This is a genomic window from Streptomyces ardesiacus, from assembly GCF_003112575.1.
In the GTDB taxonomy this organism is placed as follows: Bacteria; Actinomycetota; Actinomycetes; order Streptomycetales; family Streptomycetaceae; genus Streptomyces; species Streptomyces ardesiacus.
In genome coordinates this window covers 494,592-519,027 of sequence record NZ_BEWC01000008.1, presented here as the reverse complement: position 1 = coordinate 519,027, position 24,436 = coordinate 494,592, and the positions used below count along the sequence as shown (strand labels likewise).

Genomic DNA, 24,436 nt, shown 5'->3' with positions numbered 1-24,436 from the left:
GGTCACTCCCGGGGGTAGACGAATGCGGTGGTGCCGCTGATCTCCAGAACGTCGACGGTCGCACCCCGGGGAATCACCAGCGTTTCGTCGTAGGAACGGGCCGACCATTCCTCACCGCCGATACGCACCCTGCCGTCCCTTCCCGTGACGTCGGAGACGACGTAGGCGGCCTGGCCCACCAGGGCTTCCACGCCGAAACGCTCGGTCTGGGGCTGGTGCAGGTGGCGCACCGCGACGGGGCGCAGGAAAAGGAGGGTGACCGCGGAGACGACCGTGAACACCAGGAATTGAAAAGGAGTGGAAAGGCCGGCCGCCGCGGATGCCGACGTGATCAGCGCGGCCACGCCGAGCATTCCGAGTGCGGTGGTCAGGGTGAAGATCTCCGCCACGATCATCACGGCGGAAACGATCAGCCAGATCAGCCACGGATCCATTGCGACCCCCTTTCCGCTTTGAAATTATTTTACCGGCTTTCGGGAAAAGCGGACCCGGTCGTGGGCGGGGATCGTCGGGCCGCCGGCGGGGGCCGGCGCGCACCCCGGCGGTGCGCACCGGCCGGTCGCGGTCACGCGGCCGGGAGGGTCACGCCGCCGCGCAGGCTCCCAGGTCCTCCCAGACGCCCCACTCACCGGTGGTGCCGGGCTCCTCGCCGGTCACCCACCACTTGGCGCGCCAGTGGTGGCCGCCGTGGGAGACGGTGTCGCCGCCGCCGTAGACGCTGCCGGCGCTCCACACCGGCGCGTCGCAGGTACCGGGCTCGCCGCTTCCGCCGTCGCCCCCGCCCCCGTCGCCGCCGCCGGTCCCGCCGATGTTGACGTCGATGCAGGAGTAGAACGCGTTGCCGGTGTCCGCCACGTTCCAGACCGCCAGCACCTTCTGGCGGCCGGTGAAGCCGCCGAAGTCCACCTGGTGGCTCACGTCCGGTGCGGGCTGCGCGCCGCGGCCGTCGAACTCGGCGATCTTCTGGTCGCCGATGAAGTACTGCCAGGTGGCGGTGGCGTGCCGCGCCGTGTGGTGCCAGGTGAAGGTGTGCGTCGTACCGACCGGGGTGACCCGCCAGCCCTTGCTGTCGTCGTCGAGTTCGGCGAACTGGCTGTTTCCGCCGCTGCAGCTCTTCAATCCCTTGGGCCCCTCGACGCTCTGGGGCTCGTACTTGATCTGCCCGCAGTCGACGACCCCCGCGGCGCACTGGTCCTGCCGGCTGCCGGGCGAGGTCACCCATCCGTGGGCGCCGGCCGTGCTCGCCGGGAGGCTGACGGCGAGCAGCGGTGCGACCAGCGCCCCGACCGCGACGGCCACCCGTCTCTTCGTGCGCATCTCGTGCCCCTTTCGCTACAGGTCTAGACCTGGCAAGTTCAGGTCTAGACCATAGCGGGGAAGCCGGTGCGGTCAAGGGGTCGCGCGCCCTCAACCCACGGACGGGGGTGCGCATCAACCGACGGACGAGAGTGCGCACTTGACGCGACGGCACCGAGTGCGACTCGTTGGGCTATTGGTCTAGACAAGGGTGGGGGCGATGGTTAAAAGTCGAATGGGCCGCGCGTCTCTCCCCCCTCCCTCGGGACGCCGTCGTGCCCCGCCCCGTGCTGCGCACCATCCCCACCGGCCGCCCGGTCCCCCCGCGGCCGTTGCGCAAGAGAGGAGCACCACCGTTGGAAGCGTTGGAGAAACGCAGGGAGCACGTGATCGCGCTCTTCCGCATCGTCACAGGCCTGCTGTTCGCCTGCCACGGAGCCGCCACCCTGTTCGACGTCCTGGGCGGACCGCACGGAGCCGCACCCGGCTTCGCCGCGTGGCCGGGCTGGTGGGCCGCCGTGGTGCAGCTCGTCGGCGGCACCCTGGTCCTGTGCGGCCTCGCCACCCGCGCCGCGGCCGTCCTGTGCTCCGGGTCGATGGCGTACGCCTACTTCGTAGAGCACCAGCCCGACGGACTCTTCCCCATCGAGAACGGCGGGGAGTCGGCGGCCATGTTCTGCTGGTCCTTCCTGCTGGTCGCCGCCGTCGGGCCGGGCCGCTGGAGCCTCGCCTCCCGTCTGCGCCCCCGGCGGGGCGAGGACGACCGGCCGGTCACCGCGTCGCTGCCCACCGACACGCCGACGTCGGCCTGAGCGGGCGGGGCGTGCCGTCCACGCCGACGGTCGGCACGCCCCGCCCCCCGCCCGGACACCGGGCCGCCTCCGCGCGTGTGCGCCGTCTCACGCACGCCGAGGCCGTCCGCGTTGCGTGGGTCACTGCGCAATTGCCCTTTTCGCGTCCATGCTCGTAGGAGAGCACACGCCGCCCGAAGTGGCGTGCGCCGACGACGACTTGGTCGCGACGGACCGAAGCGGGCCACGCCGCAGCACGCGTGGCGCCGCTCCGTCGCCGCCGGCTCAGCGCAGACCCCCGCAGAAAGGTGCCGACCGTGGCCGCATACCTGTGCCCTCCCGCCGTGATACACGGCGCGCACTCCGTGCACACCCGAGAGATCATGGCGGAGGTGCACGACCGGCACCCGGACGCGGCGTGGGCACCACGGGCCGAGGGCATCGCGGCGAGCACGGGGATCGAGACCCGCGGCTGGATGCTGCCGCTGGAGGCCGCCGTCGCGCCCGGCAACGGGAGCGGCGCGGGACCGGCCGGCCCCGGGCCCGCCCGGGAGGCGCTGCTCCGCGACGGGTTCACCGAGCGGGACGCGGACCGCGTGATCGCCGCGCTCGAGGCCGTACCGGCACCGCAGACCGTGCAGGAGCGCACCGCTCCGGCCTGGGAGGCCGTGCAGGCCTACGGGGAGCGTGCGGCGCGCGGGGCCCTGCAGATCGCCGGGCTGGACGTCGCGGACGTCGACTGCCTGATCACCAGCAACTCCACCACCCCGGCACTGCCCGGACTGGACGTCTCCCTGGCCAACCGGCTTCCGCTGCGCGGCGACACCATGCTGCTGCCGGCCGCGCAGTGGGCCTGCGTGGCCGGGACCCGTTCGCTGGCGCTGGCGGCGGACCTGGTGGCGGCGGACCCCGACCGGGTGGTCCTGGTCGTGATCTCCGAGGCCCTGAGCACGACCTACCAGCCCGCGGACGACACCCTGGAGTCCCTGATCGTCCGGCTGCTGTTCGCCGACACCGCCGTCGCCGCGGTGGTCACGGGCCGCCCGAGGCCCGAGTCGGTGCTCCGGCTGGACGCCTCCTGGCACCACACCCTGCCGGGCACGCGGGACCTGCACCGTCTGGAGACGCGGGCGGACGGCACCCACTTCGTGATGGACCGGCGCGGGCCGCGGGCGGTGCAGGAGACGGTCGCCGCGATGTGGGAGTGGCTCCGGGGCCGCCACGAGGACGACCCCCGCTCCTGGCACCCCGACCTGCTGCTCGCACACCCCGGCGGCACCCGCGTGCTGGAGTACATGGAGCAGACGATGCCCGGGGAGTGGCCGTCGGGACTCCTGCGCCACAGCCGGGACAGCTACACCACCGGCAACCGCGGCGGCGCCGCCGTCTTCGACATCCTGCGCCGGGCCTACGACGCGGGCCAGAAGGCGGGCAGCCGTGCCGTCCTGTACGCGGCGGCCCCGGGCCTGACGGCCACCGCCCTGGAAGGCGAGTGGCTGTAAGAACCTCCCCGGGACGGGAACCGGTCACCGTCCGTGGCCGCCCCGCGGTCCGCAGGGGTGGGCGAAGCGTCCGCGGGTGTTATTGAATGGGGTGTGCGGTCGGGGTACTCGGGGCTCTTCCGCACGGGTTCGGGCACGGCCCCGGCACTGTGCCAGGGTTGGCGAGTGAGCTGAGGGAGCCGCATGGACTCCACACCCCCCTCTTCGTCCTCGTCGCGGTTCGACCTGGTCAGCAGCGCCTTGGGGCGCTACCTCCCCCACGACCGGGCGGCAGGGCCCGGCCCCGCCGATTCGCCCGCCGACCCCGCGGGGCACCCGCCGGAGCACGACCGCCACGCGGCGGGCCGGCCCGAGCAGATCCTCGGTGCGGTCAACCTCGACCGGGAACTGAGAGTCACCCACCGCAACCTCGACGCCCCCGTCTTCGCCGGACTGGACGCGGCGATCGGCAGACCGTTCGTCGACCTGCTGCCCCAGGGGGACGTACCGACGGTCACCCGCCGGCTGCGCCAGGTCCTGGAGACCGGTGAGGCGCACGTCGCCCGGGTGCAGCGCCTGCGGCGCACCGACGGGTCGGAGCTGGTCGTCTCGATGAGCATCCTGCCCGCGGCGGCTCCCCGGGAGGGGCTGACCGTCTCCGTGATCGCGATGGCCAGGAGGCTGCACCTGTACGCCGCCGAGACCGCGATCGGCACCTCCCTGGACATCGGCGAGACGGCGCAGTCGCTCGCGGAGTCCCTGCTGGCCTGGGGGGACGTGGCCGCCATCGACCTCGACTTCGCCGTGTGGACGGGCGAGCGCGTCACCGACCGGGCGCAGGACCGCATCCGGCTGCGACGGGCGGCGCTGGTGCCGGACCGGGCGTGGCCCGAGGGGTACGTCACCCTGGGCGAGGACCTCCCGAGCGAGGCGAGCCGGCTGCTGGCGCGGGCGATACGGCGTGCCGACGCACCGCGGTCCATCGTCCTCCCCGACCGCGCCGCGATCGAGCGCGTGCTCGGGAGTCCGCGACTGGTGCGGGCCCTGGTGCCCGGGGAGCGTTCGGCGGGGGTGGCCTGCGTGCCGCTGGTCCTGGAGGGCGATCCGCCCGTCGTCCTGGGCGTGGCGGAGGTCTGGCGGCGGGCGGACCGGCCCTTCGCCGACAGTGAGCTGTTCGACTTGCAGGAACTGGTGGCCAGGACCTCCCACCACGTGGACCTGGCCCGTCAGCACCAGCGCGAGCACACACAGGTGCTGGCCCTGCAGCGCCGGCTGCTGCCGCGCTCCGGCGGCGGCACCGTCGAGACCGCCAGCGTCTACCAGCCCACCACGCCCGACAGCGCGGGCGTCGGCGGTGACTGGGTGAACAGCTTCCCCCTGCCCGACGGACGGACCGCGCTGGTGGTCGGCGACGTCGTCGGCCACGGCCTGGGAGCCGCGGCGACGATGGGCCAGTTGAGCATGGAGGCCCGGGCGCTGCTGTCGGCGGGGCTCGCGCCCGACGAGGTGCTGGAGCACCTGGACGAGACCGTGACGCTGCTGGACGACACGGACTCCGGCCTGGCGGCCGGCTACAGCGCCCTCGGGTCGACCTGCTGCATCGCCGTCTACGACCCGGTCGGCCACCGGCTGGCGCTGTCCAACGCGGGCCACCTCCCCCCGATCCTGGTGTCGCCGGACGGACGGGCCGGCGCCCTCCCGGTCCACCCGCACCCCGGACTGGGCGCCGAGTTCGCCCTGCGGGAGCCGTTCGGCGTGCACACCTTCGCCGCTCCCCCGGGCTCCCTGCTCGCCCTCTACACCGACGGTCTGGTCGAGGACCCGGCCCTGCCGATCGACGAGGGCATCGGCAGGCTGACGGAGGCCGTGGCCGCGGTGCACCCCTGGGACGCACTGCAGCAGGCCGCGCGGAAGGTGGTCTCCGAGGTGATGCCGGCCCACCGGCGCGACGACGTGACGCTGCTGCTCGCGCGCACGATCGGCCACCGCAAGGGCGACACCGCCACCTGGCGCCTGCCGGCCCGCGAGGACGCGGCCGCGCGGGCCCGCGCGCTGGTCTCCGCGCTGCTGCGGCAGTGGGACACCAGGGACGCCACCCGGGACAAGGTGCTGCTCCTGGTCAGCGAGCTGGTCACCAACGCGGTCCGCCACGCCGGCGGACCCATCACCGTACGGCTGATCCGGGCCGGGCACGGCCTGCTGTGCGAGGTCGGCGACACCGGCAACGGCAGGCCGCGGCTGGGCCGGGGCCGGACCCTCGACGACAGGGGCCGCGGCCTGCACGTGGTGCACCGGCTCACCACCCGGTGGGGGGTGCGCTGGACCGAGTCCGGCAAGGTGGTCTGGGCGGAGGTCGCCCGCTGAGGCCGCCGCGGGGGCGCACGCCGGGAGTGGGAACCGGAACCGGGGCGCGGAGGGCCTGCGTCGGTCGAAGCACGAGATCACCCGCGCGCCCCGAGGAGTCCGAGATGACCGGCACGGCCACCCGTTACCTCTGTCTCGCCCGGCACGGCGAGGCGTCCCCGGAGGGGACCGAACTGACGGCGGCGGGACGACGCCAGGCCACGCTGCTGGGCAGGCGGCTGCGGGGCATCCCCTTCGCCGCCTTCCACCACGGCCCGCTGCCGCGGGCGCGGCAGACCGCGCGCCTGGTCGCCGGCGAGCTGACCGGTGTCACTCCGTGCGTCTCGGAGGCCGCGGGTGACTACCTGCCCCACGTACCGGAACGGGCCGAGCTCCCGCCCGAGTCGGCGGACCACTGCCTCCGCTTCCTCGCCGGTGTCACGGACGAGGAGCGGGAACGCGGAGCGGAACTCGCCCGGCAGGCGCTGCGCCGGTTCACCGGGCCGGTGACGAACGGCACCGAGGACCGGCACGAACTGGTCGTCACCCACAACTTCCTCGTCGGCTGGCTCGTCCGTGACGCCCTGTACGCCCCGAAGTGGCGGTGGCTCGGCCTCAACCACGGCAACGCGGCGCTCACGGTCATCCGCTACGCCCCCGGCCGGGCGGCCTCCGTCCTCGTCTCCAACGACATGCGGCACCTGCCTCCCGAGCTGCGCTGGACGGGTTTTCCCCGCGAGGAGCACGTCTGAGCGCGGGTGTCGCCACGGCGTCCGGCGTCGCCGTCGGCATGCCGGACGGGTACTCAGGAGCCGTGACCGCGCAGGACGGCCGCGAGGAAGCCGACGGCGGCCGGGTCGCGGGGGCTCTCGACGAGGTCGACGGAGCCGAGGGTGACGATCCGGCTGTTCCGGATGTTCCGGCTGTTCCGGCCGGCGGAGACGTCGGCGAGCGGCTCGGAGGACTTGAGGAAGCGGCGCTTGTGCCCCGCGGTGGTGTCGCCGACGTCGCGGCTCGCTCGTCCGCGGCGTGCAGGCGTGCATCGGCGGCCCCGGACGGGGGCCTTCACTCCTCGCGCGGGGCGCAGAGGCCGGCCAGGGTGCGGGCGACGTCGAGCACGGTGCTGTGCGGGAGCCACACCGGGAGGCGGACGTAGCGGTCGTGGCTGTGATGCGGGGAGAACGCCGGGCCCGGGGTGAGCCGCAGGCCGCGCTCCAGGGCCCGGCCGGACAGCCGCACGGCGTTGCCGCCGGTGTCGATCCACAGGCCGGAGCCGCCGGCCGGGGGCTGCCACCGCCAGTGCGGAAGCGTCGCGCGGAGCACCTCCTCCGTGTCCGCGGCCTGCCGCAGCAGGAACGCGCGCCGGTGCTCCCGCTGCTCCGCGGCACGGGGCAGCAGGAGGAGGGCGGCGAGCTGGTCGGCGACGGGGCTGCCGAGGTCCACCGCCCGGCGCACCTCCACCAGCCGCCCGACCAACTCGCGGGGACCGCGGACCCAGCCGACGCGGATGCCGCCCCAGAACAGCTTGGAGAGGGTGCCGACGGTCAGCAGTCCGGCGGGGTCGGTGTGCTGGTCCAGGCCCGGCAGCGGCTGGGACCGGTGCCAGCCCAGGTCGGCCTGGGACTGGTCGTCCACCACCAGCAGTCCATGGCGCGCGGCGAGTTCGCCCAGGGCCCGGCGCCGCGGACCGGGCGTGTGGACGCCCGTCGGATTGTGCAGCGCGGTCTGGACGTAGAGCAGGTCCGCCCCGGCGCCGGCGCGCGCGAGCAGGTCGAGGTCCAGGCCGGCGGAGGTGAACCGTACGCCCTGGACCCGGCCGCCCGCGCCGGCGAACGCCTCCAGCGCGCCGCGGTAGCTCGGGTCCTCCACCAGCGTGAGCGTGCCGGGCCCGGTGAGCGCCGTGGCGATCAGCCAGACCGCCTGCTGCGATCCGGCGGTGATCACTACCTCGTCCTCGCGGGTCGGCACCCCCCGGCGGGTGAAGTCGGCCGCCAGCGCCTGCCGCAGCTCGGGGAGGCCGGCGGGGTGGTAGCCGGGTCCGCGCAGGTGGTCCCGGAGCAGCCGGCCGACCTCCGGCATGACGTCGGCGACCAGGTCGGATCCGGGGAGCGCGCCGGAGGACAGGTCCACCACCGGCCGTGCGCCGTCGAAGGAGGTCAGCCGCCCCTCCCCCGGCCGTGCGGCACCGCGCGCACCGCGTACGTAGGTGCCCGAGCCGTGGCGCGGGGCGAGGCGGCCGTCGGCGACGAGGTCCGCGTACGCCCGCGCGACGGTGCCCCGGGCGACGCCGAGCGCCTCCGCGAGGTCCCGCTGTCCCGGCATGCGCCACCCCGGTGGCAGGTGCGCGCCGTCGACCAGCTCGGCCAGGGCGTCCCGCAGGGCCGTTCGCACGGGCTGGTCCGTGCGCCACGCGCCGAGCAGGCGTGCCACCCGTTCCGCCTCGCCGCGCATGCGCCCGCTCCTCTCCCGACCGGCGTGGACCACTTGCCTCCAAGTGGACCACGCCGCCGACCGGCGGAGCCCGAGGATGGGTACGTCGGCTCGAAGGAGAGCGGGAGGTAGGGACATGGCGACGGTGGTGCTCCTCGGCACCTTGGACACCAAGGGTGCCGAGTACGCGTGGCTCGCGGAGCGGCTGCGCGGTCACGGGGTGGACGTGGTGACGGTGGACGTCGGTCCGCTGTCGGACGCCGCCGCGGACGTCACCGCGGCGGAGGTGGCGCGGGCGGCGGGCGCCGACCTGGCGGCGCTGCGGGCCGCGGGCGACCGCGGGAGGGCGATGGAGGCGATGGCGGCGGGCGCCGCCCGGACCGTCACCGGCCTGCACGCGGCCGGGCGCCTCGACGGCGTGCTGGCGGTGGGCGGCTCGGGCGGCACGTCGGTGGCGTCCCGGGCGGTGCAGGAGCTGCCGGTGGGCGTGCCGAAGCTGCTGGTGTCCACGATGGCCGCGGGCGATGTCACCCCGTACGTGGGCGCGGTGGACGTCACGCTCATGTACGCGGTGGTGGACGTGGCCGGGATCAACTCGCTGTCCGAGCAGGTCTTCGGCAACGCGGCGGCGGGCGTCTCCGCCATGGCGCGGGAGTACGCGCGGCGGCGTGCGGCCCCCGCCGCCGGGCACCGCCCGCTGGTGGGGCTGTCGATGTTCGGCCTGACCACCCCGGCGGTCGACGAGGCCAGGGAGGAGCTGGACCGGCTGGGCTACGAGCCGCTGGTCTTCCACGCCACCGGGGCCGGCGGCCGCACCCTGGAGAAGCTGGCCGGTGACGGCCGCTTCGCGGGCGTGCTGGACCTGACGACGACGGAGCTGGCCGACGACCTGGTCGGCGGCGTGCTCAGCGCCGGGCCCGGCCGTCTGGAGGCGGCCGGCGCGCGCGGAGTCCCCCAGGTCGTGTCGCCCGGCGCGCTGGACATGGTCAATTTCGGGCCGCGCGCGACCGTCCCGGCCCGGTTCGACGACCGCACGTTCGTGGTCCACAACCCGACGGTGACCCTGATGCGTACGACGCCCGCGGAGAACGCCGAGCTGGGACGGCGCATCGGCGCCAAGCTCGCCGCGGCGCGGGGACCGGTCACGGTGTTCCTGCCGCTGCGCGGCGTGAGCGGCGTCGACCGGGACGGCGGCCCGTTCCGGGACGCGGAGGCGGACGCGGCGCTGTTCGCCGCGCTGCGCGAGGCGCTGGCCGGGTCGGCCGTGGAGGTCGTGGAGGACGACGCGCACATCAACGACCCGGGGTTCGGCCGGCGGGCCGCGCACCGCCTGCACGAGTTGATCACCGCCGGACGGTGACCCGGGGCCCGGCCCGACCCGGCGCCGGGCAGGCAGCGAACGGCCCACGCACCGTGGGCACGAGGAAGGAGCGACATCATGGACCGCGCAACGGCCCTGCGGCGGCTGAGGGAGACGGTGGCGTCCGGCCGCCCGGTCATCGGCGGCGGCGCCGGCACCGGCATCTCCGCCAAGTCCGCGGAGGCGGGCGGCATCGATCTGCTGATCATCTACAACTCCGGGCGCTACCGCATGGCCGGCCGGGGATCGCTGGCGGGCCTGCTGGCGTACGGCGACGCGAACGCGATCGTGATGGAGATGGCCGACGAGGTGCTCCCGGTGGTGCGGGACACCCCCGTGCTCGCCGGGGTCAACGGCACCGATCCGTTCCGGGTGATGGGCCGGTTCCTGGACCGGCTGAAGGAGGCCGGCTTCACGGGCGTGCAGAACTTCCCGACGGTGGGGCTGATCGACGGCGTCTTCCGGCAGAACCTGGAGGAGACCGGCATGGGCTTCGGCCACGAGGTCGAGATGATCGCCGCCGCACACGAGCGGGACCTGCTGACGGCTCCGTACGTCTTCGACCCGGACCAGGCCGCGGCGATGGCGGAGGCCGGCGCCGACGTCCTGGTGCCCCACCTGGGGCTGACCACCAAGGGGACGATCGGGGCCACCACCGCGCTCGGTCTCGACGAGTGCGTCGACCGGATCCAGGCGATGCGCGACGCGGCCGTGCAGGTGAATCCCGACATCATGGTCCTGTGCCACGGCGGGCCGATCGCCGAGCCCGGGGACGCCCAGTACGTGCTGTCGCGCACGCGCGGCGTGGTCGGCTTCTTCGGCGCCAGCTCGATCGAGCGGCTGCCCACGGAGACGGGCATCCGCCGGCAGACCGAGGCCTTCAAGTCGCTGGCCCTGCCGGCCGCGGAGAGCGGCGGCCCCGGCTCCGGCACCTCCCCGCGCGGCTGACCCCGGTCGCCGCCGGTACGCCCCGCCACCCTCGCCCCGCCTCAGCGGTCATCGTCCCGGCGTGGACACGCTGTCCGGCTCGGTACTCCCTCCGCGTCGCGGGACGCGGACCAGGACGAGGAGGTCAGCGATGTCCACGGCCGCGCCCGCCCACACGCGCACCGTGGTCGAAGGATCGCTGCGCATGAACCTGCGTGAAAGCGGGCGGGCCGCCGCCGACACGATCGCCGAGCGGCTCGCCTCGCCGCAGGACATACGGGGGCGGCATCACCGTCAGGGCTGGTGACCGCAGTCGCTCGCGCACGGCGCGGCCGGTGTCGCGCTGCTGCACATCGAGCGGGCCCACACCGGCCAGGGGCCGTGGCAGCGCGCCCACGACTGGCTCGCCTGCGCCGCAGCCGGTTGGGGGCGTAGGGGAAGGCGCCCGCGAGGCCGGGCCACAAGCCGTCCCGGTACTGGCAGGCCAACAGGAAGCGCTAGAAGCCGGAGCTCGGCTCCGCGATGACCTTCCCATGCGGCGGGGTCGCAGCACTGCCCCGCCCGGCGCGCTCTTGGGCCTGGGCGATGTCTCCGCGGGCCTTGCCACTGAGGCAGACCTGCCTGTCGACGTACCACTCGGTGGCACGACGGCGGCGCCGCTGGCGGGCAACGAGCCAACGGTCCGCTACGAGGCGACCGTGCTCGTCGCTGCCCTCAACGAGTGGATGTGATCAACACCGCCACAGATGTCCTACGCGACCCTGACCACGTACTTGCCCTGGACGCCGCCCGCCTCCAGCGCATGGTGTGCCGCTGCTGTCTCCTCCAGGGGGAAGACCGTGTCCACCGCAGGGCTCAGCTTGCCCTCGGCCACGTGGCGGGCGAGGTCGTCGAAGTCCGCCCGCGTGGGGTTGCCGCTGAAGAAGCGCACCCGGCCGTGTCCGTGGACCGTGCTGGCCGCGAGGTAGCCGAGCGACGCAGCGGGCCGTTTCAGGTCGAAGGCGATGGTGACCATGCGCCCGCCGGGATTCAGCAGGCGCCGGAAGGCCCGCAGGTCGGTCCCCGCGGTGTCCACGACCACGTCGAACCGGCCCAACTCCGCCGGCCGCACGCTCCGGTGGTCGACGGCCTTGTGCGCGCCGAGCCCGCGGACGAAGTCGAGGTTGGCTGCGCGGGCCAGGGCCGTGACCTCTGCGCCGTACGCCCGTCCGAGCTGGACGGCGGCGTTGCCGACACCGCCCGCCGCGCCCCGGACGAGGAGTCGTTCGCCGGGGCGCAGCCCGGCTTTGTCCCGCAGCGCGGTGATGGCCGTGGTGGCCACCGGCAGTGCGGCGGCGTCCACCAGGTCAAGGCCGTCGGGGACCCGGCCGACCCGCTCGGTGGGTACGGTCACGTACTCGGCGGCGCTGCCGAACCCGGAGGTGCGGCCCAAGACCCCCCACACGCGGTCGCCGGCCGCGCACCGCGTGACGCCGGCCCCCAGCGCGGCGACCTCGCCGGTGAAGTCCAAGCCGACGCGCTTGGGGAATTTCCGGCCGGTCAGGAGGCGGAGGCGGCCGGCACGGGCTGCCAGTTCGCCGCCGTTGACGCTGAACGCGCGCACCTTCACCAGGACCTCCCCGGGGGCCGGCTCGGGGCGGGGCACGCGGCCCGTGTAGAGCACGTCGGGGCCGCCGTAGCGGTCGTAGAGCACTGCCTTCATCATGCGGTCGTCCATGGTTCTGCCTTTGCCGCCGGGGGCCGTACAGGGATCTGGCATCGACCGTAAGCTCTCAAGTGGACGCAATCGTCCGCTTGGACCGGAAGTGAGAGACAGTGATGACGGAAGCCTCTCGGATCACAGCCCGGGACGGGGTGCGGGCGGACGCCCGGCGCAACCGGGAGCGGGTCCTCGTCGCCGCCCGTGCGGTCTTCGCGGAGCACGGGATCGACGCCCCGATGGCGACCGTGGCCCGACGGGCCGGGGTCGGCGTGGCGACGCTGTACCGGCATTTCCCGACCCGGGACGCCTTGGTGAGGGGCGCGTTCGCGCAGCAGATGGAGACCTGCGCGCGGGCGCTCACCGAGGCTCTGGCCGACCCTGACCCGTGGCAAGGCTTCCAGCAGCTGGTCGAGACGGTCTGCGCTCTGCAACGGGAGGAACGCGGATTCCCGGCCGCGTTCGCCGCGGCCTTCCCGGACAGCACGTCGGAACACGCGCCGTACCGGCAACGAGCCGAGCGGGACTTCACGACTCTGGTGCGCAGGGCCCAGGCGTCGGGCGCACTGCGGGCCGATTTTCACCCTTCCGACCTCGCCGTGGCCCTGTTGGCGCACTGCGGTCTGGTGACCGCTCTGCCGGACGACGGTGCAGCGTCCCGGCGCCTGGTGGCCTATCTGCTCCAGTCGTTCCGCACCGACCCGGCCAACAAACCGCTGCCCCCGCCGACTGCGCTGACACTGCGCAGCTTCCCGATTGCGACGGACAGTCCCCAGGGTCAGCGGTCCTCCAGAGCCTGACATGAAACGGTACCTGCCGCAGGGCACGCCCAGTCCGACAGCTCCGCTTTCGCGACAGGACCCAGCCGGGCCGAAGAATGTGAGAGGGCTGGACCTCACATCGGACGGAGCTGTCTCGTCGTAGGGGCATGAACACGAAACTGCGCTACGGGTGTCTCGGCCTGCTGGTCGTGACTGCCCTGTATACGGGCGCGTGGGCCTACTTCGCACCGGAGACGTGGCACGAGAACTTCCCCGGGTTCGGATTGAGCTGGCTCCCGCGGCTGGGCCCGTACAACGAGCACCTCGCCAAGGACACCGGAGCGATGTTCCTGGCCCTGGCCGCGCTGACGCTGATCGCTCTGCGGGACGTACGCGACAACCGGCTGGTCCGGATCACGGGCGCGGTGTGGCTGGTGTTCAACGTGCTCCACTTCAGCTATCACGTCCAACATCTCGACATGTACGGGACGCGCGACCAGGTGCTCAACGTCCTGTCCCTGTCCGCGCTGGTGCTCGTCTCCGTTCTGCTCCTGGTGCCGCTCGGCCCCGTACGACGGAACGGCACACGGTGACGTACGAGAACACGACGGCGGAGGCGAGGATCGGCGTGCGGATCGCGGTGGCTGGAGGGACCGGGCTGGTCGGACGGCTCGTGGTCGAGGAGGTGACCGCGGCCGGACACGAGCCGGTGGTGCTCGCCCGCTCACGAGGGGTGGACCTGACGACGGGGGCGGGGCTCGACGCCGCCTTGCGGGGCGCCGAGGCGGTCATCGACGTGAGCAACCTGACCACGACGAGCGCCAAGAAGTCGTGCGCGTTCTTCGAGCGGGTCAGCCGTGAACTCCTGGACGCCGGAGCGCGGGCCGGGGTGGGACACCACGTCGCCTTGTCGATCGTCGGGATCGACCGGGTCGGCATGGGGTACTACCAGGGCAAGCTGCGCCAGGAGGACGTGGTGCGCAACGGCGCGACGCCGTGGACCGTCTTGCGCGCCACCCAGTTCCACGAGTTCGCGCAGCAGACGCTCGACCGGGTGCCGAGACCGCTCGCGGTGGTGCCCAGGATGCGGACGCAGCCGGTCGCCGCCCGCGAGGTGGCTCAGCACCTGGTCCGCCTCGCCCTCGCCCCCGCGCAAGGTATGGCCCCCGATCTCGCCGGGCCGGCCGTCGAGCAGCTCGTCGACCTGACGCGCCGCCTGCTACGGGCCCGGAACGAGCGGAGATTGCTGCTGCCGGTCACCTTCCCCGGCGCCGCGGGCCGGGCCATGAAGGGTGACGGACTGCTGCCGACCGGCCGGGGACCGCGCGGCAGCCAGACCTTCGACGCCTGGCTCGCCCACCACGTGGCCGACACCGCCCCGGCCGCCGGAAGGGGGTGACGAGCGGATGCCCACGCCCTCCGACGCCGAATCCGGATCCGACTCCGCCCCCACCCTCCACTCTCTCCTGGCCGAGCGCCGCCACCTGCTCAATCTCGGCTACCGGATGCTCGGATCCGTGCAGGAGGCCGAGGATGTCGTCCAGGAGACGTACGCGCGCTGGTACGCCCTCTCCGAGGAGGGCCGGGAGGCGATCGCGGCCCCGGAGGCGTGGCTGACCCGGGTCGCCTCGCGCATCTGCCTCGATCACCTCGCTTCCGCGCGGATGCGGCGGGAGCGCTACACCGGTGAATGGCTGCCCGAACCCGTCCGGCACAGCGCCACGTGGAGCAGTACCGACGCCGCGCACGCGGGCGACCCCGCCGACCGGATCACCCTCGACGAATCCGTCAGCATGGGCATGCTCGTGGTCCTGGAGACGATCACGCCCGCGGAACGCGTCGCCTTCGTCCTGCACGACGTCTTCGGCGTGCCGTTCACGGAGATCGCCGAGACGGTGGGCCGCACCCCCGCGGCCTGCCGCCAACTCGCCTCCTCCGCCCGCAGGCGCCTCGCCCGCGAACGGACCGGCAGCAGCACGACGCCGGAGCACCGGCGGGTCGTCTCCGCCTTCCGCGAGGCATGCGAGACCGGTGACCTCGGCGCTCTCGTCGATCTGCTCGACCCCGGCGTCAAGTCGCGCAGCGACGGCGGCGGCAAGGTGCGGGCGGCGCTGCGTCCCGTACTCGGCCAGGACAAGGTGGCCCGCCTCGTCCTCGGCCTCCTGCGCCAGGAACCGGAGGTGGAACTCGTCGAGGACGATGTCAACGGCGCCCCGGGCCTGTCCGTCCGCATCGCCGGCACCACGGTCGCCGTCCTGTCCATGGGCATCCGCGACGGTCTGATCGCCGACCTGTGGCTGGTGGTCAACCCGGACAAGCTGCGTGCGTGGACGAGGTACGGCACGGAATGAGGCGGCGTTCCGATCACCGGGTGGGAGTCAGGTGAGCCCGGCCGTGGCGTTGTCCTCCCAGCCGTCGACCCGCTGGAAGTAGCCGTTCGTGGAGCGGGAGTGCCGGGCCCATCCGCCTTGGTCGGCGATGGCCACGGCGTCCTTGCCCTTCTTGCGGGCGGTGGTCGCGAGGCCGATGCGGAGGGAGTGGTCGGTCCAGGCGAGCGGGGTGCCGGCACGGGCGCTGATCCGCTTCACGGCCCGGGTGACGGAGTCGGGGACCATGCCGCCGGTGACGTTCCGTGCCGGTCGACGCCGACGAACGCGGGCGCGCCGGCCTCCGACCAGCGCGGGTCGGCCTCAGCGGCGAGGCGGGTGCGGTACGCCTTCCATGCCTCCACCGGACAGATCTCCGGGTCCTGTTGGTAGTTGATTCTCGCGTCGCGGACGCTGTGCTTGGTCTTGCCGGTGAGTACCGATACCACCAGGCCGCGCGGCGTGAGGGCTACGTCCCCGACGAGGAGGCCGGCGGGGTCCCCCGCGCGCGAGGCGTAGGGGAAGCCGGGCAGGACGACTGCCTTGTCCCGGGCGCCGGCGAGGCAGTTCCACGGCCGCCGCATCCAGCGTCGCCCGCGCCTGCGCCTGGTCGTCCCGGCCCACCTGCGCACCGCGGCGGCGCAGTTCGACTACGGCCCCGGCGAGGATCGTGCTCGCCGACGAGGCGGCGTAGCCCTTCCCGTCCACTCGGCCCCGGTCCAGCAGCCAGACGACGAACGCCACCAACGCGCCGCGCGTGGCCTCCGGTTCGGGGAACCCCAGCGCCGCGCAGAACCGCGTCCCAACCTTCCACGCCTTCGCGTACGTGTCCGTCGTGTTGGCCGGTCGCAGTCGCCGCTGCACCTGGTCCGCGAAGTCCTCCGCGTCCGCCAGGCGCTGCGCGACCTCCACGCCGTGGCGCTGCGCCCACTGAACGACCAGAGGTGACCGCTCCGCCGGCTGGGTGCAGGCCCTCGCTGGTGCCGATGACGACGAAGCCTGGCGGCTCAGCGAGCGAAATCTCGGTTGCCTATGGGCGCGGGAGTTGGATCCAATGACCGGCATGATCACCCGGGCGCGCCTGCCTCGGCGGGACGTGATGATCGCGCACCGTCAGCGGCCGGCGCGCGATCCGGGCGGACCGCGACCGCATCGTCCCAGGGGAGACGCCACCCGATGAACACGCCACCATCGCCGTCCGGAGCGGAGCACACAGACGGGTCGTCCATCCGCCTGGGTGCTCTCGTCCCGCTGACGCGGCCCGGCTGGGTCGAGGCGGGCCGACACCTGCTCGCAGGACTCGACCTGGCCGTTCGCGAGGTCAACGACGCCGGCGGGATCGACGGCAGACCACTGGAGTTGGTGGTCCGGGACACCGCGGCCGATCCGGAGCGGGCTGCGGCGGCCGTGGACGAACTGGCCCACCTGGGCGTGACCGCCGTGGTGGGTGAGTATCACAGCGTGGTCGCCCGCGCCGCCGCTGCCCGAGCCGACGCCCTCGGCGTGCCGTTTCTCTGCTCCTCCGCGGTGCTCGACACGCTCACCGAGGAACCGACGGAGTGGGTCGCGCGTCTGGCCCCGGCCCAGTCCTACGGGTGGCGGATCTACGCGGACTTCCTCCTCCGCTCGGGCCGGCGTCGGATCGCCGTGGTGACCCAGCCGAGCGTCTACTGGGCGTCCGGGACCCGCATCCTGCGGGACCACCTCGCTCCCCGCGGCGGCACCGTCCTCGAACTCGACGCGACGCTCACGCCCGAGGCCCTGTGCGACGCGCTCGTCGACGATGGCGCGACGGCGCTCCTCCTGCTGGTCGGCCATCCGGAGCCGGCGGTGCCGATCGTCCGGGCCGTCCGGGGCGACCGGCGGCTCGCGGAGATCCTTGTCGGCGCTCCGGCCGGACAACCGGAGTTCGCGGAATGGGCCGCGGCGCTGGGCGAGGACGGCGCCGGGGTCCCGTTCCTGCGCTACCTGCCCGAGCGCCTCGGTCCGCTCGGTGAACGCGTCGGGAAGGAACTCCGCGAGCGGCTTGGCGAAGCGCCCTCCTTCGTCGCCTTCGAGGGCTGGGACACCGTCGCCGTCCTCGCTGCGGTGCTGCGTTCCCACGGCACGGACCGGGCGGCCATCGCCGAGTCATGGCCGCGCGTGGCGGTCGAGGGCACCCGCAGGCCGATCCGGTTCTCCCGCACGCCGGGCATCAGCGTCTGGCAATGGGCCTGGACACCAGTCCAAGTCGTTGACCGGGACCCGGCGGAACCCGACCGCTTCCGGATCCTCCACGTCGGCTGAGTGAGCATGGAAGTCCAACTGCCCCGCTCTGCCGAACTTCGAAAGTGCTGGTCACAGCCACTCGTTGACGGCGGCGACGAGGACGGTCACCTCGTAGCGGACAGCGAGCTTGTCGTACCTCGTGGCGCTGGAGCGGCCGGTGGTGCGGGTCCGTCGGGTGGCGCCGGGGCTCGGTGGGGTTGGCGGGTCACGCGGTCAGCGCGAGGGCCAGAGCGTGTCGCACGCCGCGGAGGCATGCTGGTTGAACCCTCCCCGCCGATCATGTGATGTGCCCCCCGGGAGGGTGAGTCAACAGTCAAACCCCGTACAGACGAAGACAGGGCCCGATACGAAGATCGCCGACTTGTCCGTGATCTTCGAGAGGAATCCCGCTCGTGTGTCTCCCCCGCGCCGTTGGCGACGCGCTCACCGTTTTGGTCAATCCGGTTGCCGCTCATTCCGCCCCCGGAAGCACGACCGCTTTCTCCGCTTCCGCGTGGGGACTTGTGTACGGCGCGGGGGAACTTCTGTGACCTCCAGGTCGCCGTGTGACGACCGTGATGCCAGCGGGCCACGGGACGGCTGTGCACCGAGTCACGGGGGAACGGGGCCGGGCGGACCGGGGGTGGGCGTGGGTGTGGACGGGGGCGGATGGCTGTCCTTGCTGGCCTGTCACAGTGTCAGGAATCCCGCGCGCACGGTGTGGGCGGCGGTGCTCTGCACTGCGGCTGTGGTGTGCGTGGCGATGCTTGGCACCACGGCTTCTTCCTTGTCGCCGGGGGGATACAACTCCGTGGGTACGGAGTCCGCGCACGCTGATGGACTGTTGCGGAAGTTCAGGGGGGATGACCCGGGGCTGGTGCTACGGGTCAGGTCGGAGGACTCGGTCGATTCGCCACGGGCGCGTTCGGACGGGGCGGCGCTGGCGCGGCGGGTTGCTGCTCAACCGGGAGTGGCCGCGGTGGAGGCGTACTGGACGTCGCGTTCGCCCGCCCTGCGGGCGAACGATGGGCGGTCGGCGCTCATCGGTGTCGCGCTGGAGGGTGATGAGGCGGCGCAGGCACGTGCCGCGTCGCGGCTCGTGCCCCGGGTGACGGGTCGGCAGGGCGCGCTGCGGGTGTCGGCCGGGGGTCGGGTCTGGGCCGGGATCCAGGCGGCGGAGCAGGGCGAAAGGGACCTTGTCCGGGCGGAACTGGTGGTGGCCCCGGTGGTCTTCGGGTGCTTGGTCTTCGCTTTCGGCTCCCTGCTGGCGGCACTGTTTCCCCTCCTGGTGGGAGCGTTGGCGGTGGCGGGATCGTGGGCGTTCTTGCGCCTGCTGGGTGGTGTGACGGAGGTGTCGGCCATCTCGCTGAATATCGCGGCCACCTTGGGCTTCGGGCTGGCCGTGGACTATGCCCTGCTGGTCGTGACGCGCTTTCGTGAGGAGGGCGCGCGAGGGCTGGCAGTGCCGGATGCCGCGGTCAGGGCGGCCCGGACCGCGGGTCGCAGCGTGCTTGTCTCTGCCGGCGTGGTGGCACTGGCGTTCTCGGCGCTGTGGGTGTTCCCGTTCCCGTGGCTGCGGTCGATGGCCGTGGCCGGGATCGCGGTGGTACTGCTGGCCGCGACGGCGACCGTCGTCCTGGTGCCGGCGCTGCTGGCGATGCTGGGCTCCCGGATCAGGCATCGCCGGGCGGCGTCGAGTCCGGCCTGGCGGCGGCTCGTCCGGTGGGTGACCGGGTCACCGTGGCTGTGGGGGGCCTGTTGCGCGGTGCTGATGGCCGCGCTGGTGTGGCCGTTCGGCCAGGCCCAGTGGGGGTTCACCGACGAACGTGCGCTCCCCGCCGGCTCACAGGCCCGGCAGTTCACCGAACGCCTCCGCACCGATTTCCCTGCTCAGCCCGACCGCGATCTCATCGTCGTACTGACCCCGGTCCCCGGCGACCGCGAGGTCGACCAGTACGCGCGACGTATCAGTGCGCTGCCGGGCGTCGTCCAGGTCACCGCTCCGACGGGCCGCTACCACGACCGCCGTCGCACCGCCGTCGTCGAGGCGGTGTCGGACAGTGCGACGGCGGTGTGGCTGAAGGCGTCTACGGGGCTGGATCCGCAGTCGGCGCAGGCCGCACGCCTGGTGGAGCGGGTGCGGGAGCTTCCCCCGCCCGGACCGCGCTGGGTGGGGGGTTCGCCCGCCCGTCATGTTGATGCGAAGGCGGCTCTGGCCGGTCGTGTGCCCTGGGCCGTGCTGCTGATGTCGGCCACGACACTCGCTGCGCTGCTGCTCTACACCCGGTCGGTGCTGATTCCGCTGAAGGCCGTCGCCCTGGCGGCGCTGAGCCTGACGGCCAGCCTGGGCAGCATGGTCTACATCTTCCAGGAGGGCCATCTGCGCTGGCTGGTCGGCGACTTCACGACCACGGGCTTCTTGGACATGACGATTCCGCCGCTGCTGTGTGCGATCGCGTTCGCGCTGTCGTTGGACTACGAGGTGTTTCTGCTGGCCCGGGTCAAGGAGCACTACGACGCCGGCGGGGATCACCGGGACGCGATCGTCGAGGGCGTCGCCCGCACGGGCCGGCTCATCACCGTGGCAGCCGTGGTCTTCGCCGTCAGCATGGCCGGACTGGCGAGTTCCGGCATCACGACACTGAAGATGATGGGCGTGGGACTGGGGGTGGCGGTCCTGGTCGATGCCACGCTGATGCGCGGCATCCTGGTGCCGGCCGTCATGCAGCTGACCGGGCGAGCCAACTGGTGGGCCCCTGCATGGGTCAGACGACCCGCCACGCAGGGAGCGCATGCCCCGCAGCACGGGCGGGAGACGGTGGCTGAGAGTTCCGCGGAGGCGCCCGCGGCTCACTGAACTCCGCGGTGCGGCGGTCAGTTGCTCTCGCGGCGGGTGAGCCGCCTGGTGAGGAAGACGGCCAGTGCGGCGGTGGCCATTCCCGCGGCAGCGTCGAGGACATAGTGGTAACGGCAGTACACCACGGACACGGTGATCAGCGCGGTGGCCGCGATCATCAGCCGTTTCGCGGGGCGCGGTACGGAGGCGCCCCGGATCGAGAGCGCCGCTGCCCAGGCGCCGGCGACGTGGGAGGAGGGGAAGCAGGTGCCGGGCGGGTCGGCGCTCGCCATCAGTTGCGCCTGGAGGGGCTGGGCGAGGTAGCCGTGCAAGTGGTCGGGGGTGAACGCCGGGGCGAGCGCGGCGACAGGGCCGGCGAGGGGCAGCAGCATGAAGCCGAGGAAGCACAGGTAGTGGGCGAGGCACAGGGCGAGGACGTAGCGGTGCAGGGCCTGGTGCATGCCTTTGGCGAGGAAGTAGGCCGGGGGCAGCACGAAGTACAGGTAGTAGGAGCTGTAGCTGAGGCTGAGGGCCTCGGTGAGAGGGCGGGAGGCGAGAGCGCCGAGCAGGAGGTTGGGGTGGGCGCCGAACAGGTGCTGTTCCCAGACCAGCATGGTGTCGTCGAGCAGGCGGCCGTGCAGGGCGAGCGACTGAGGGCCGGACGCGGAGAACAGCAGCGGAGCGCAGGCCAGCGGGTACAGCGCGCGCACGTTCGCCAGGGCCGGCGATGCCCAGTGACGGTGTGCCGCGACGCAGGCGAGGACGAACCCGGCCAGGGCCGCGTAGGCCCCCGCCAGCCACGCGGCATGCGGTACGGCCTCCTGGCCCAGGACCACCGCCGTGGCAGCCACGAAGAGGTACCCGAGGGTCGCCTTCTCCACAGCCCTCAGAAGCGGCCTGCCTGCCAGGTGGTGGGGATGGGATCGGCGGACGACAAGCGATGTGGTCCGAACGGGTGATAGCTGTGCGGGGAGAGAGGGCCCTTGCCGCACCGCGCGGGCAGGTGCCGGCGCATGGCGAGGCCCTCGGCGCCGGGAGGGTTTCCGCTGATCAGATGTGGTCAAGGGACCTCGTGCATCCTTGCGTGGGGTGTCAGGTGTCCGTACAGGAGACACTCACCATTACAGCTTGTCACCGCGTGACTCCAATGGGCTAAGGTTGCCGCGATCTTGGAGCGCACCGTGACAGGGCAGGTAAGCGATGTCAGATGTGAGTGGACCGGCCGCCACCTTGGCCGCCCTCGACAGGGCCCGGCAAACAGGTGGCTATCCGTGCTTCCGCCGGATCACGGGGCAGCCGGGTCCGGGAGAAGTCTTCGTCGAGGGCTTGCGTGCGATCAACGCGGCCTCCGGTGACTACCTCGGCCTGGCGGCGGATCCACGGGTGCGCGAGGCGGCGGCGGCTGCGGCGCGCGAGCTGGGCGCCTCCTGCTCCGGGTCCCCCGCGGTGATCGGCACCTGGTCGGTGCACGCGCAACTGGCTGAGGAACTCGCGGACTTCCTGCACCGGCCGGCGGTGCTGCTGTCCACCACGGGATACCAGGCAAATCTCACCCTGGCCTGCCTCTTCGGCGAGGACCGTGCAGTCGTCGCCGACCGGCACATCCATGCCTCTCTCGTCGATGCGTTGCGGCTCGGCCCCGCCAAGTACCGCCGGTTCCGGCACAACGCGCCTGACCACCTGGCACGGCTGCTGGAGGAGGCTTCGGGACAGGGCCTGTCGCCAGTGGTCCTGACCGAGGGGGCATTCTCGCTGGGCGGGGAACTGGCTGTACTGCCCGAGATCGCCGATCTCGCCGGACGTCATGGGGGGATGCTCATCGTCGACGGGGCTCACGACATCGGCATCCTGGGACCGTCGGGGCGCGGAGCCGGTGAGCACCTCGGCTGCGAGCAGGACATCGACGTACTGTCCGGGACCTTCTCCAAGGCGTTCGGGGCCGGTGGCGGATACCTCGCCGGAAGCACCGAACTCATCGAGCACTGCCGCTTGCTCGGGAGGGCCACCATGTACTCGGCGTCCATGCCACCACCGACCGCCGCGGCGGCACTCAGGGCGCTGCGCATCATCAGGGACGAGCCCGAACAGCGCGCCGTCCTGGCACGCCTGGCGGGCCGTCTGCACGACGGACTGGCCGAGGTGGGGTACGACCGTCCCAACTGGGCCAGCCCGGTCGTCACGCTCCCGGCCGGCGACGCCGACCAGTGCCTGCGCACGTGGCGGGCGATGCTGGAGGCCGGTGTGTTCGCGGCGCCGTTCCTGCCGCCGGCCGCCCCGGCGGGACAGTCCCTGCTGCGCCTGTCCGTCACCGCAGCCCACACCGAGGCACACATCGACCACATCCTGGAGGTCGTGGGCCGACTCGTGCCGACCGTCGACACCACTGGCGTGGCGGCGGCGCCGATCCCGTGTCCCGCCTGATGCGCGCTCCGCGGCCCCCGCAAGGCGCTGCCGACATCGTGATGGTCCGCAGCCGCGCCGAGATGGATGACTTCATCAGGCTGCCCTACCAGCTGTACCGGGCGCACCCGCACTGGGTCACCCCGCTGGAAGTGGAACGGCGGCAGTTCCTCAACCCGCGTCGCAACCCCTACCTGCGCGAGAGCGACGTGAGCTACTTCCTGGCGCGCCGCGGACGGGCGCCTGTGGGCCGTGTCGGGGCCATCATCGGCCCGGACGGACCAGCCCGCCAACGCCAAGGCTACGTGGGCTTCTTCGAGTGCACCGAAGACCCTGCCGTGGCGCGCGCCCTGTGGGAGCAGGCGATGGCCTGGCTGCGGGAGCGGGACGTGCAGACCGTGATGGGCCCGATGAACCCGAACATGCACCACGAGTGCGGCCTGCTCGTCGACGGCTTCGACGACGCCCCCCGCATCGGCATGCCCTACAACCCTCCCTATTACCCGGACCTGTTCGCCGCGGGCGGCTTCACCCCGGTCAAGGAACTGCTGTCGTGGCGGCTGTCACCGACCGACCCCAGGCTCAAGCGGTGGGCCGGCTACCGCGACATGCCGCGGCGCAAGGGCGGCCTGACGGTACGAGCAGCAAACTGGCGCCGCTTCAGCAGCGAGTCCGACCTCGTACGGGAGCTGTATCACGCGTGCTGGCAGGACAACTGGGGCTTCGCGCCGGCGACCGACGCGGAGTTCACCTACCTGGCACGGCAGATCCGGCTGCTCGCCCCCACCGGCGTCCGCATCGTCGAGCACGCGGGAACCCCCGTCGGCTTCAGCATCCTGCTGCCCGATTTCAACCAGGCCCTGGCGCCCGCTCGGGGACGCCTGACCCGCTACGGCTGGCCGGTCGGAGCCTGGCGCGTGTGGCAGGGCCGGCACGCCATCACCCGGGGCCGCGTGATGGCCCTGGGAGTCCGCGAAGACAGCCGCGCCCAAGGAGCCACGCTCGCCCTGGTCACCGATGCAGTCGCGGGCGCCCTGTCTCGGGGCTGGAACGAGCTCGACGTGTCCTGGGTCCTGGAGGACAACCGGGCCGCCAACAAGCCGCTGGCCGCCGCCGGCGCCACCATCCACAGACGCCACCGCCTGTACGCGCGCTGTGTGCGCCACAGCGAGCCGTGCTCATGCCTCGCCGCCCATGCCCACCCCGCCCTGGACACGCAGCCTCCACGCGGGCCGGAGACTTTGCCGAGGCCCGCGCCCTGAGCCACGTCTTCTCTTCCACGCCGCCGCCGGTCACGGCCCTGAAAAGCCTGCTCGGGCACTCACTGGGTGCGGCGTCGGCCCTCCAGGCCGCCTGCGCCCTGCCGGTCCCGCGGCACCAGGCCGTCCCACCCACGGCCAACCTCGACAACCAGGACGACGCCATCGGCCTCGACATCGTCCGCAAAGCCCCCAGACCTGTGTGAGGGGCCGCCCGGCCAACGGGGCGGCCCCTCACAG

At 73.0% G+C, this 24,436-nt stretch carries 23 protein-coding genes and 1 pseudogene; 16 read left to right on the top strand and 8 right to left on the bottom strand.

All coding sequences use genetic code 11. From position 1 onward, the window contains the following. Positions 1-2: 2 nt before the first annotated feature. Together Sdi02f_RS27380 and Sdi02f_RS27375 are read right to left on the bottom strand one after the other, a co-directional pair. A complete protein-coding gene (locus Sdi02f_RS27380; protein WP_031081301.1) occupies positions 3-434 on the bottom strand; it encodes an NfeD family protein in 432 nt (143 codons plus the stop codon). Positions 435-582: 148 nt separating this feature from the next. Next, the gene (locus Sdi02f_RS27375) at positions 583-1,317 is read right to left on the bottom strand and encodes a lytic polysaccharide monooxygenase (protein WP_030398958.1); all 735 of its coding nucleotides are present in this window, start codon (positions 1,315-1,317) and stop codon (positions 583-585) included. A 335-nt stretch (positions 1,318-1,652) separates the two neighbouring features. On the opposite strand from Sdi02f_RS27375, the gene Sdi02f_RS27370 reads away from it, so the two are divergent. The 4 genes from Sdi02f_RS27370 (at position 1,653) to Sdi02f_RS27355 (ending at position 6,663) form a co-directional block, all read left to right on the top strand. Next, the gene (locus Sdi02f_RS27370; RefSeq protein ID WP_030398957.1) at positions 1,653-2,108 is read left to right on the top strand and encodes a DoxX family protein; all 456 of its coding nucleotides are present in this window, start codon (positions 1,653-1,655) and stop codon (positions 2,106-2,108) included. Positions 2,109-2,404: 296 nt separating this feature from the next. After that, on the top strand, positions 2,405-3,589 hold the full coding sequence (locus Sdi02f_RS27365) for a beta-ketoacyl-[acyl-carrier-protein] synthase family protein (protein ID WP_108934199.1): 1,185 nt from the start codon (positions 2,405-2,407) through the stop codon (positions 3,587-3,589). A gap of 183 nt (positions 3,590-3,772) precedes the next feature. Continuing rightward, entirely contained in the window at positions 3,773-5,932 is a 2,160-nt protein-coding gene (locus tag Sdi02f_RS27360) for a SpoIIE family protein phosphatase (RefSeq protein ID WP_053639788.1), read from the top strand. A 104-nt stretch (positions 5,933-6,036) separates the two neighbouring features. Next, positions 6,037-6,663: a histidine phosphatase family protein gene (locus tag Sdi02f_RS27355; RefSeq protein WP_108934198.1), complete on the top strand. Its 627-nt coding sequence runs from the start codon at positions 6,037-6,039 to the stop codon at positions 6,661-6,663. A 53-nt stretch (positions 6,664-6,716) separates the two neighbouring features. Here Sdi02f_RS27355 and Sdi02f_RS27350 read toward each other — a convergent pair whose 3' ends face one another. Beyond that, a complete protein-coding gene (locus Sdi02f_RS27350) occupies positions 6,717-6,980 on the bottom strand; it encodes a hypothetical protein (RefSeq protein ID WP_031081296.1) in 264 nt (87 codons plus the stop codon). Beyond that, a complete protein-coding gene (locus Sdi02f_RS27345) occupies positions 6,977-8,362 on the bottom strand; it encodes an aminotransferase-like domain-containing protein (RefSeq protein ID WP_051783115.1) in 1,386 nt (461 codons plus the stop codon). Before Sdi02f_RS27345 ends, Sdi02f_RS27350 begins: the two co-directional genes overlap by 4 nt. 115 nt (positions 8,363-8,477) lie before the next feature. On the opposite strand from Sdi02f_RS27345, the gene Sdi02f_RS27340 reads away from it, so the two are divergent. The 3 genes and pseudogenes from Sdi02f_RS27340 to Sdi02f_RS37010 all read left to right on the top strand — a co-directional run. Continuing rightward, the gene (locus tag Sdi02f_RS27340) at positions 8,478-9,701 is read left to right on the top strand and encodes a Tm-1-like ATP-binding domain-containing protein (RefSeq protein WP_031081294.1); all 1,224 of its coding nucleotides are present in this window, start codon (positions 8,478-8,480) and stop codon (positions 9,699-9,701) included. 78 nt (positions 9,702-9,779) lie between these two features. Further along, positions 9,780-10,649, top strand: coding sequence for a phosphoenolpyruvate hydrolase family protein (locus Sdi02f_RS27335; RefSeq protein WP_053639793.1), 870 nt, complete (start codon positions 9,780-9,782; stop codon positions 10,647-10,649). Positions 10,650-10,833: 184 nt separating this feature from the next. After that, a pseudogene (locus tag Sdi02f_RS37010) lies at positions 10,834-11,049 on the top strand (lanthionine synthetase C family protein); the annotation flags it as partial. Positions 11,050-11,379: 330 nt separating this feature from the next. On the opposite strand, the gene Sdi02f_RS27320 reads toward Sdi02f_RS37010, so the two are convergent. Continuing rightward, positions 11,380-12,345 (bottom strand): NAD(P)-dependent alcohol dehydrogenase, encoded by a 966-nt coding sequence (locus tag Sdi02f_RS27320; RefSeq protein ID WP_053665605.1) that lies wholly within the window; start codon positions 12,343-12,345, stop codon positions 11,380-11,382. A gap of 101 nt (positions 12,346-12,446) precedes the next feature. Between Sdi02f_RS27320 and Sdi02f_RS27315 the strand changes: the two genes are divergently transcribed. The 4 genes from Sdi02f_RS27315 (at position 12,447) to sigJ (ending at position 15,439) form a co-directional block, all read left to right on the top strand. After that, a complete protein-coding gene (locus tag Sdi02f_RS27315; RefSeq protein ID WP_108934273.1) occupies positions 12,447-13,127 on the top strand; it encodes a TetR/AcrR family transcriptional regulator in 681 nt (226 codons plus the stop codon). 128 nt (positions 13,128-13,255) lie between these two features. Continuing rightward, positions 13,256-13,681 carry a hypothetical protein gene (locus Sdi02f_RS27310; RefSeq protein ID WP_030398946.1) on the top strand — a complete coding sequence of 142 codons (426 nt, stop codon included), beginning with the start codon at positions 13,256-13,258 and terminating at the stop codon, positions 13,679-13,681. Beyond that, positions 13,678-14,487 (top strand): SDR family oxidoreductase, encoded by an 810-nt coding sequence (locus Sdi02f_RS27305; protein WP_234436721.1) that lies wholly within the window; start codon positions 13,678-13,680, stop codon positions 14,485-14,487. The genes Sdi02f_RS27310 and Sdi02f_RS27305 overlap by 4 nt, the downstream gene beginning before the upstream one ends. A 7-nt stretch (positions 14,488-14,494) precedes the next feature. Continuing rightward, a complete protein-coding gene (gene sigJ, locus Sdi02f_RS27300; protein WP_108934197.1) occupies positions 14,495-15,439 on the top strand; it encodes an RNA polymerase sigma factor SigJ in 945 nt (314 codons plus the stop codon). Between the two features lie 27 nt (positions 15,440-15,466). Here sigJ and Sdi02f_RS36590 read toward each other — a convergent pair whose 3' ends face one another. Beyond that, on the bottom strand, positions 15,467-15,703 hold the full coding sequence (locus Sdi02f_RS36590) for a site-specific integrase (RefSeq protein ID WP_053639798.1): 237 nt from the start codon (positions 15,701-15,703) through the stop codon (positions 15,467-15,469). Continuing rightward, positions 15,673-16,038, bottom strand: coding sequence for a site-specific integrase (locus Sdi02f_RS36585; RefSeq protein WP_245962242.1), 366 nt, complete (start codon positions 16,036-16,038; stop codon positions 15,673-15,675). Before Sdi02f_RS36585 ends, Sdi02f_RS36590 begins: the two co-directional genes overlap by 31 nt. A gap of 592 nt (positions 16,039-16,630) precedes the next feature. Between Sdi02f_RS36585 and Sdi02f_RS27290 the strand changes: the two genes are divergently transcribed. Beyond that, on the top strand, positions 16,631-17,740 hold the full coding sequence (locus Sdi02f_RS27290) for an ABC transporter substrate-binding protein (protein WP_108934196.1): 1,110 nt from the start codon (positions 16,631-16,633) through the stop codon (positions 17,738-17,740). Between the two features lie 940 nt (positions 17,741-18,680). Next, positions 18,681-20,558, top strand: a complete 1,878-nt coding sequence (locus Sdi02f_RS27280; RefSeq protein WP_368668298.1) for an MMPL family transporter — start codon at positions 18,681-18,683, stop codon at positions 20,556-20,558. Positions 20,559-20,575: 17 nt separating this feature from the next. Here Sdi02f_RS27280 and Sdi02f_RS27275 read toward each other — a convergent pair whose 3' ends face one another. Next, on the bottom strand, positions 20,576-21,418 hold the full coding sequence (locus tag Sdi02f_RS27275; protein ID WP_053665611.1) for a phosphatase PAP2 family protein: 843 nt from the start codon (positions 21,416-21,418) through the stop codon (positions 20,576-20,578). A gap of 445 nt (positions 21,419-21,863) precedes the next feature. Between Sdi02f_RS27275 and Sdi02f_RS27270 the strand changes: the two genes are divergently transcribed. The 3 genes from Sdi02f_RS27270 to Sdi02f_RS27260 are packed head-to-tail and all read left to right on the top strand — an operon-like array spanning position 21,864 to position 24,402. After that, positions 21,864-22,958: an aminotransferase class I/II-fold pyridoxal phosphate-dependent enzyme gene (locus Sdi02f_RS27270; protein WP_234353167.1), complete on the top strand. Its 1,095-nt coding sequence runs from the start codon at positions 21,864-21,866 to the stop codon at positions 22,956-22,958. Between the two features lie 41 nt (positions 22,959-22,999). After that, positions 23,000-24,199: a GNAT family N-acetyltransferase gene (locus Sdi02f_RS27265; RefSeq protein WP_108934194.1), complete on the top strand. Its 1,200-nt coding sequence runs from the start codon at positions 23,000-23,002 to the stop codon at positions 24,197-24,199. Beyond that, on the top strand, positions 24,118-24,402 hold the full coding sequence (locus Sdi02f_RS27260; RefSeq protein ID WP_108934193.1) for a beta-ketoacyl-[acyl-carrier-protein] synthase family protein: 285 nt from the start codon (positions 24,118-24,120) through the stop codon (positions 24,400-24,402). The genes Sdi02f_RS27265 and Sdi02f_RS27260 overlap by 82 nt, the downstream gene beginning before the upstream one ends. Positions 24,403-24,436 lie beyond the last annotated feature (34 nt).

Bases quoted from the DNA above. Each gene is read 5' to 3' on its own strand.
- Sdi02f_RS27360 (WP_053639788.1), top strand. From the start codon at position 3,773: ATGGACTCCACACCCCCCTCTTCGTCCTCGTCGCGGTTCGACCTGGTC.
- Sdi02f_RS27375 (WP_030398958.1), bottom strand. From the start codon at position 1,317: ATGCGCACGAAGAGACGGGTGGCCGTCGCGGTCGGGGCGCTGGTCGCA.
- sigJ (WP_108934197.1), top strand. From the start codon at position 14,495: ATGCCCACGCCCTCCGACGCCGAATCCGGATCCGACTCCGCCCCCACC.
- Sdi02f_RS27355 (WP_108934198.1), top strand. From the start codon at position 6,037: ATGACCGGCACGGCCACCCGTTACCTCTGTCTCGCCCGGCACGGCGAG.
- Sdi02f_RS27340 (WP_031081294.1), top strand. From the start codon at position 8,478: ATGGCGACGGTGGTGCTCCTCGGCACCTTGGACACCAAGGGTGCCGAG.
- Sdi02f_RS27345 (WP_051783115.1), bottom strand. From the start codon at position 8,362: ATGCGCGGCGAGGCGGAACGGGTGGCACGCCTGCTCGGCGCGTGGCGC.
- Sdi02f_RS36585 (WP_245962242.1), bottom strand. From the start codon at position 16,038: ATGCGGCGGCCGTGGAACTGCCTCGCCGGCGCCCGGGACAAGGCAGTC.
- Sdi02f_RS27335 (WP_053639793.1), top strand. From the start codon at position 9,780: ATGGACCGCGCAACGGCCCTGCGGCGGCTGAGGGAGACGGTGGCGTCC.
- Sdi02f_RS27380 (WP_031081301.1), bottom strand. From the start codon at position 434: ATGGATCCGTGGCTGATCTGGCTGATCGTTTCCGCCGTGATGATCGTG.
- Sdi02f_RS36590 (WP_053639798.1), bottom strand. From the start codon at position 15,703: ATGGTCCCCGACTCCGTCACCCGGGCCGTGAAGCGGATCAGCGCCCGT.
- Sdi02f_RS27310 (WP_030398946.1), top strand. From the start codon at position 13,256: ATGAACACGAAACTGCGCTACGGGTGTCTCGGCCTGCTGGTCGTGACT.
- Sdi02f_RS27260 (WP_108934193.1), top strand. From the start codon at position 24,118: ATGCCTCGCCGCCCATGCCCACCCCGCCCTGGACACGCAGCCTCCACG.
- Sdi02f_RS27265 (WP_108934194.1), top strand. From the start codon at position 23,000: ATGGTCCGCAGCCGCGCCGAGATGGATGACTTCATCAGGCTGCCCTAC.
- Sdi02f_RS27320 (WP_053665605.1), bottom strand. From the start codon at position 12,345: ATGGACGACCGCATGATGAAGGCAGTGCTCTACGACCGCTACGGCGGC.
- Sdi02f_RS27290 (WP_108934196.1), top strand. From the start codon at position 16,631: ATGAACACGCCACCATCGCCGTCCGGAGCGGAGCACACAGACGGGTCG.
- Sdi02f_RS27315 (WP_108934273.1), top strand. From the start codon at position 12,447: ATGACGGAAGCCTCTCGGATCACAGCCCGGGACGGGGTGCGGGCGGAC.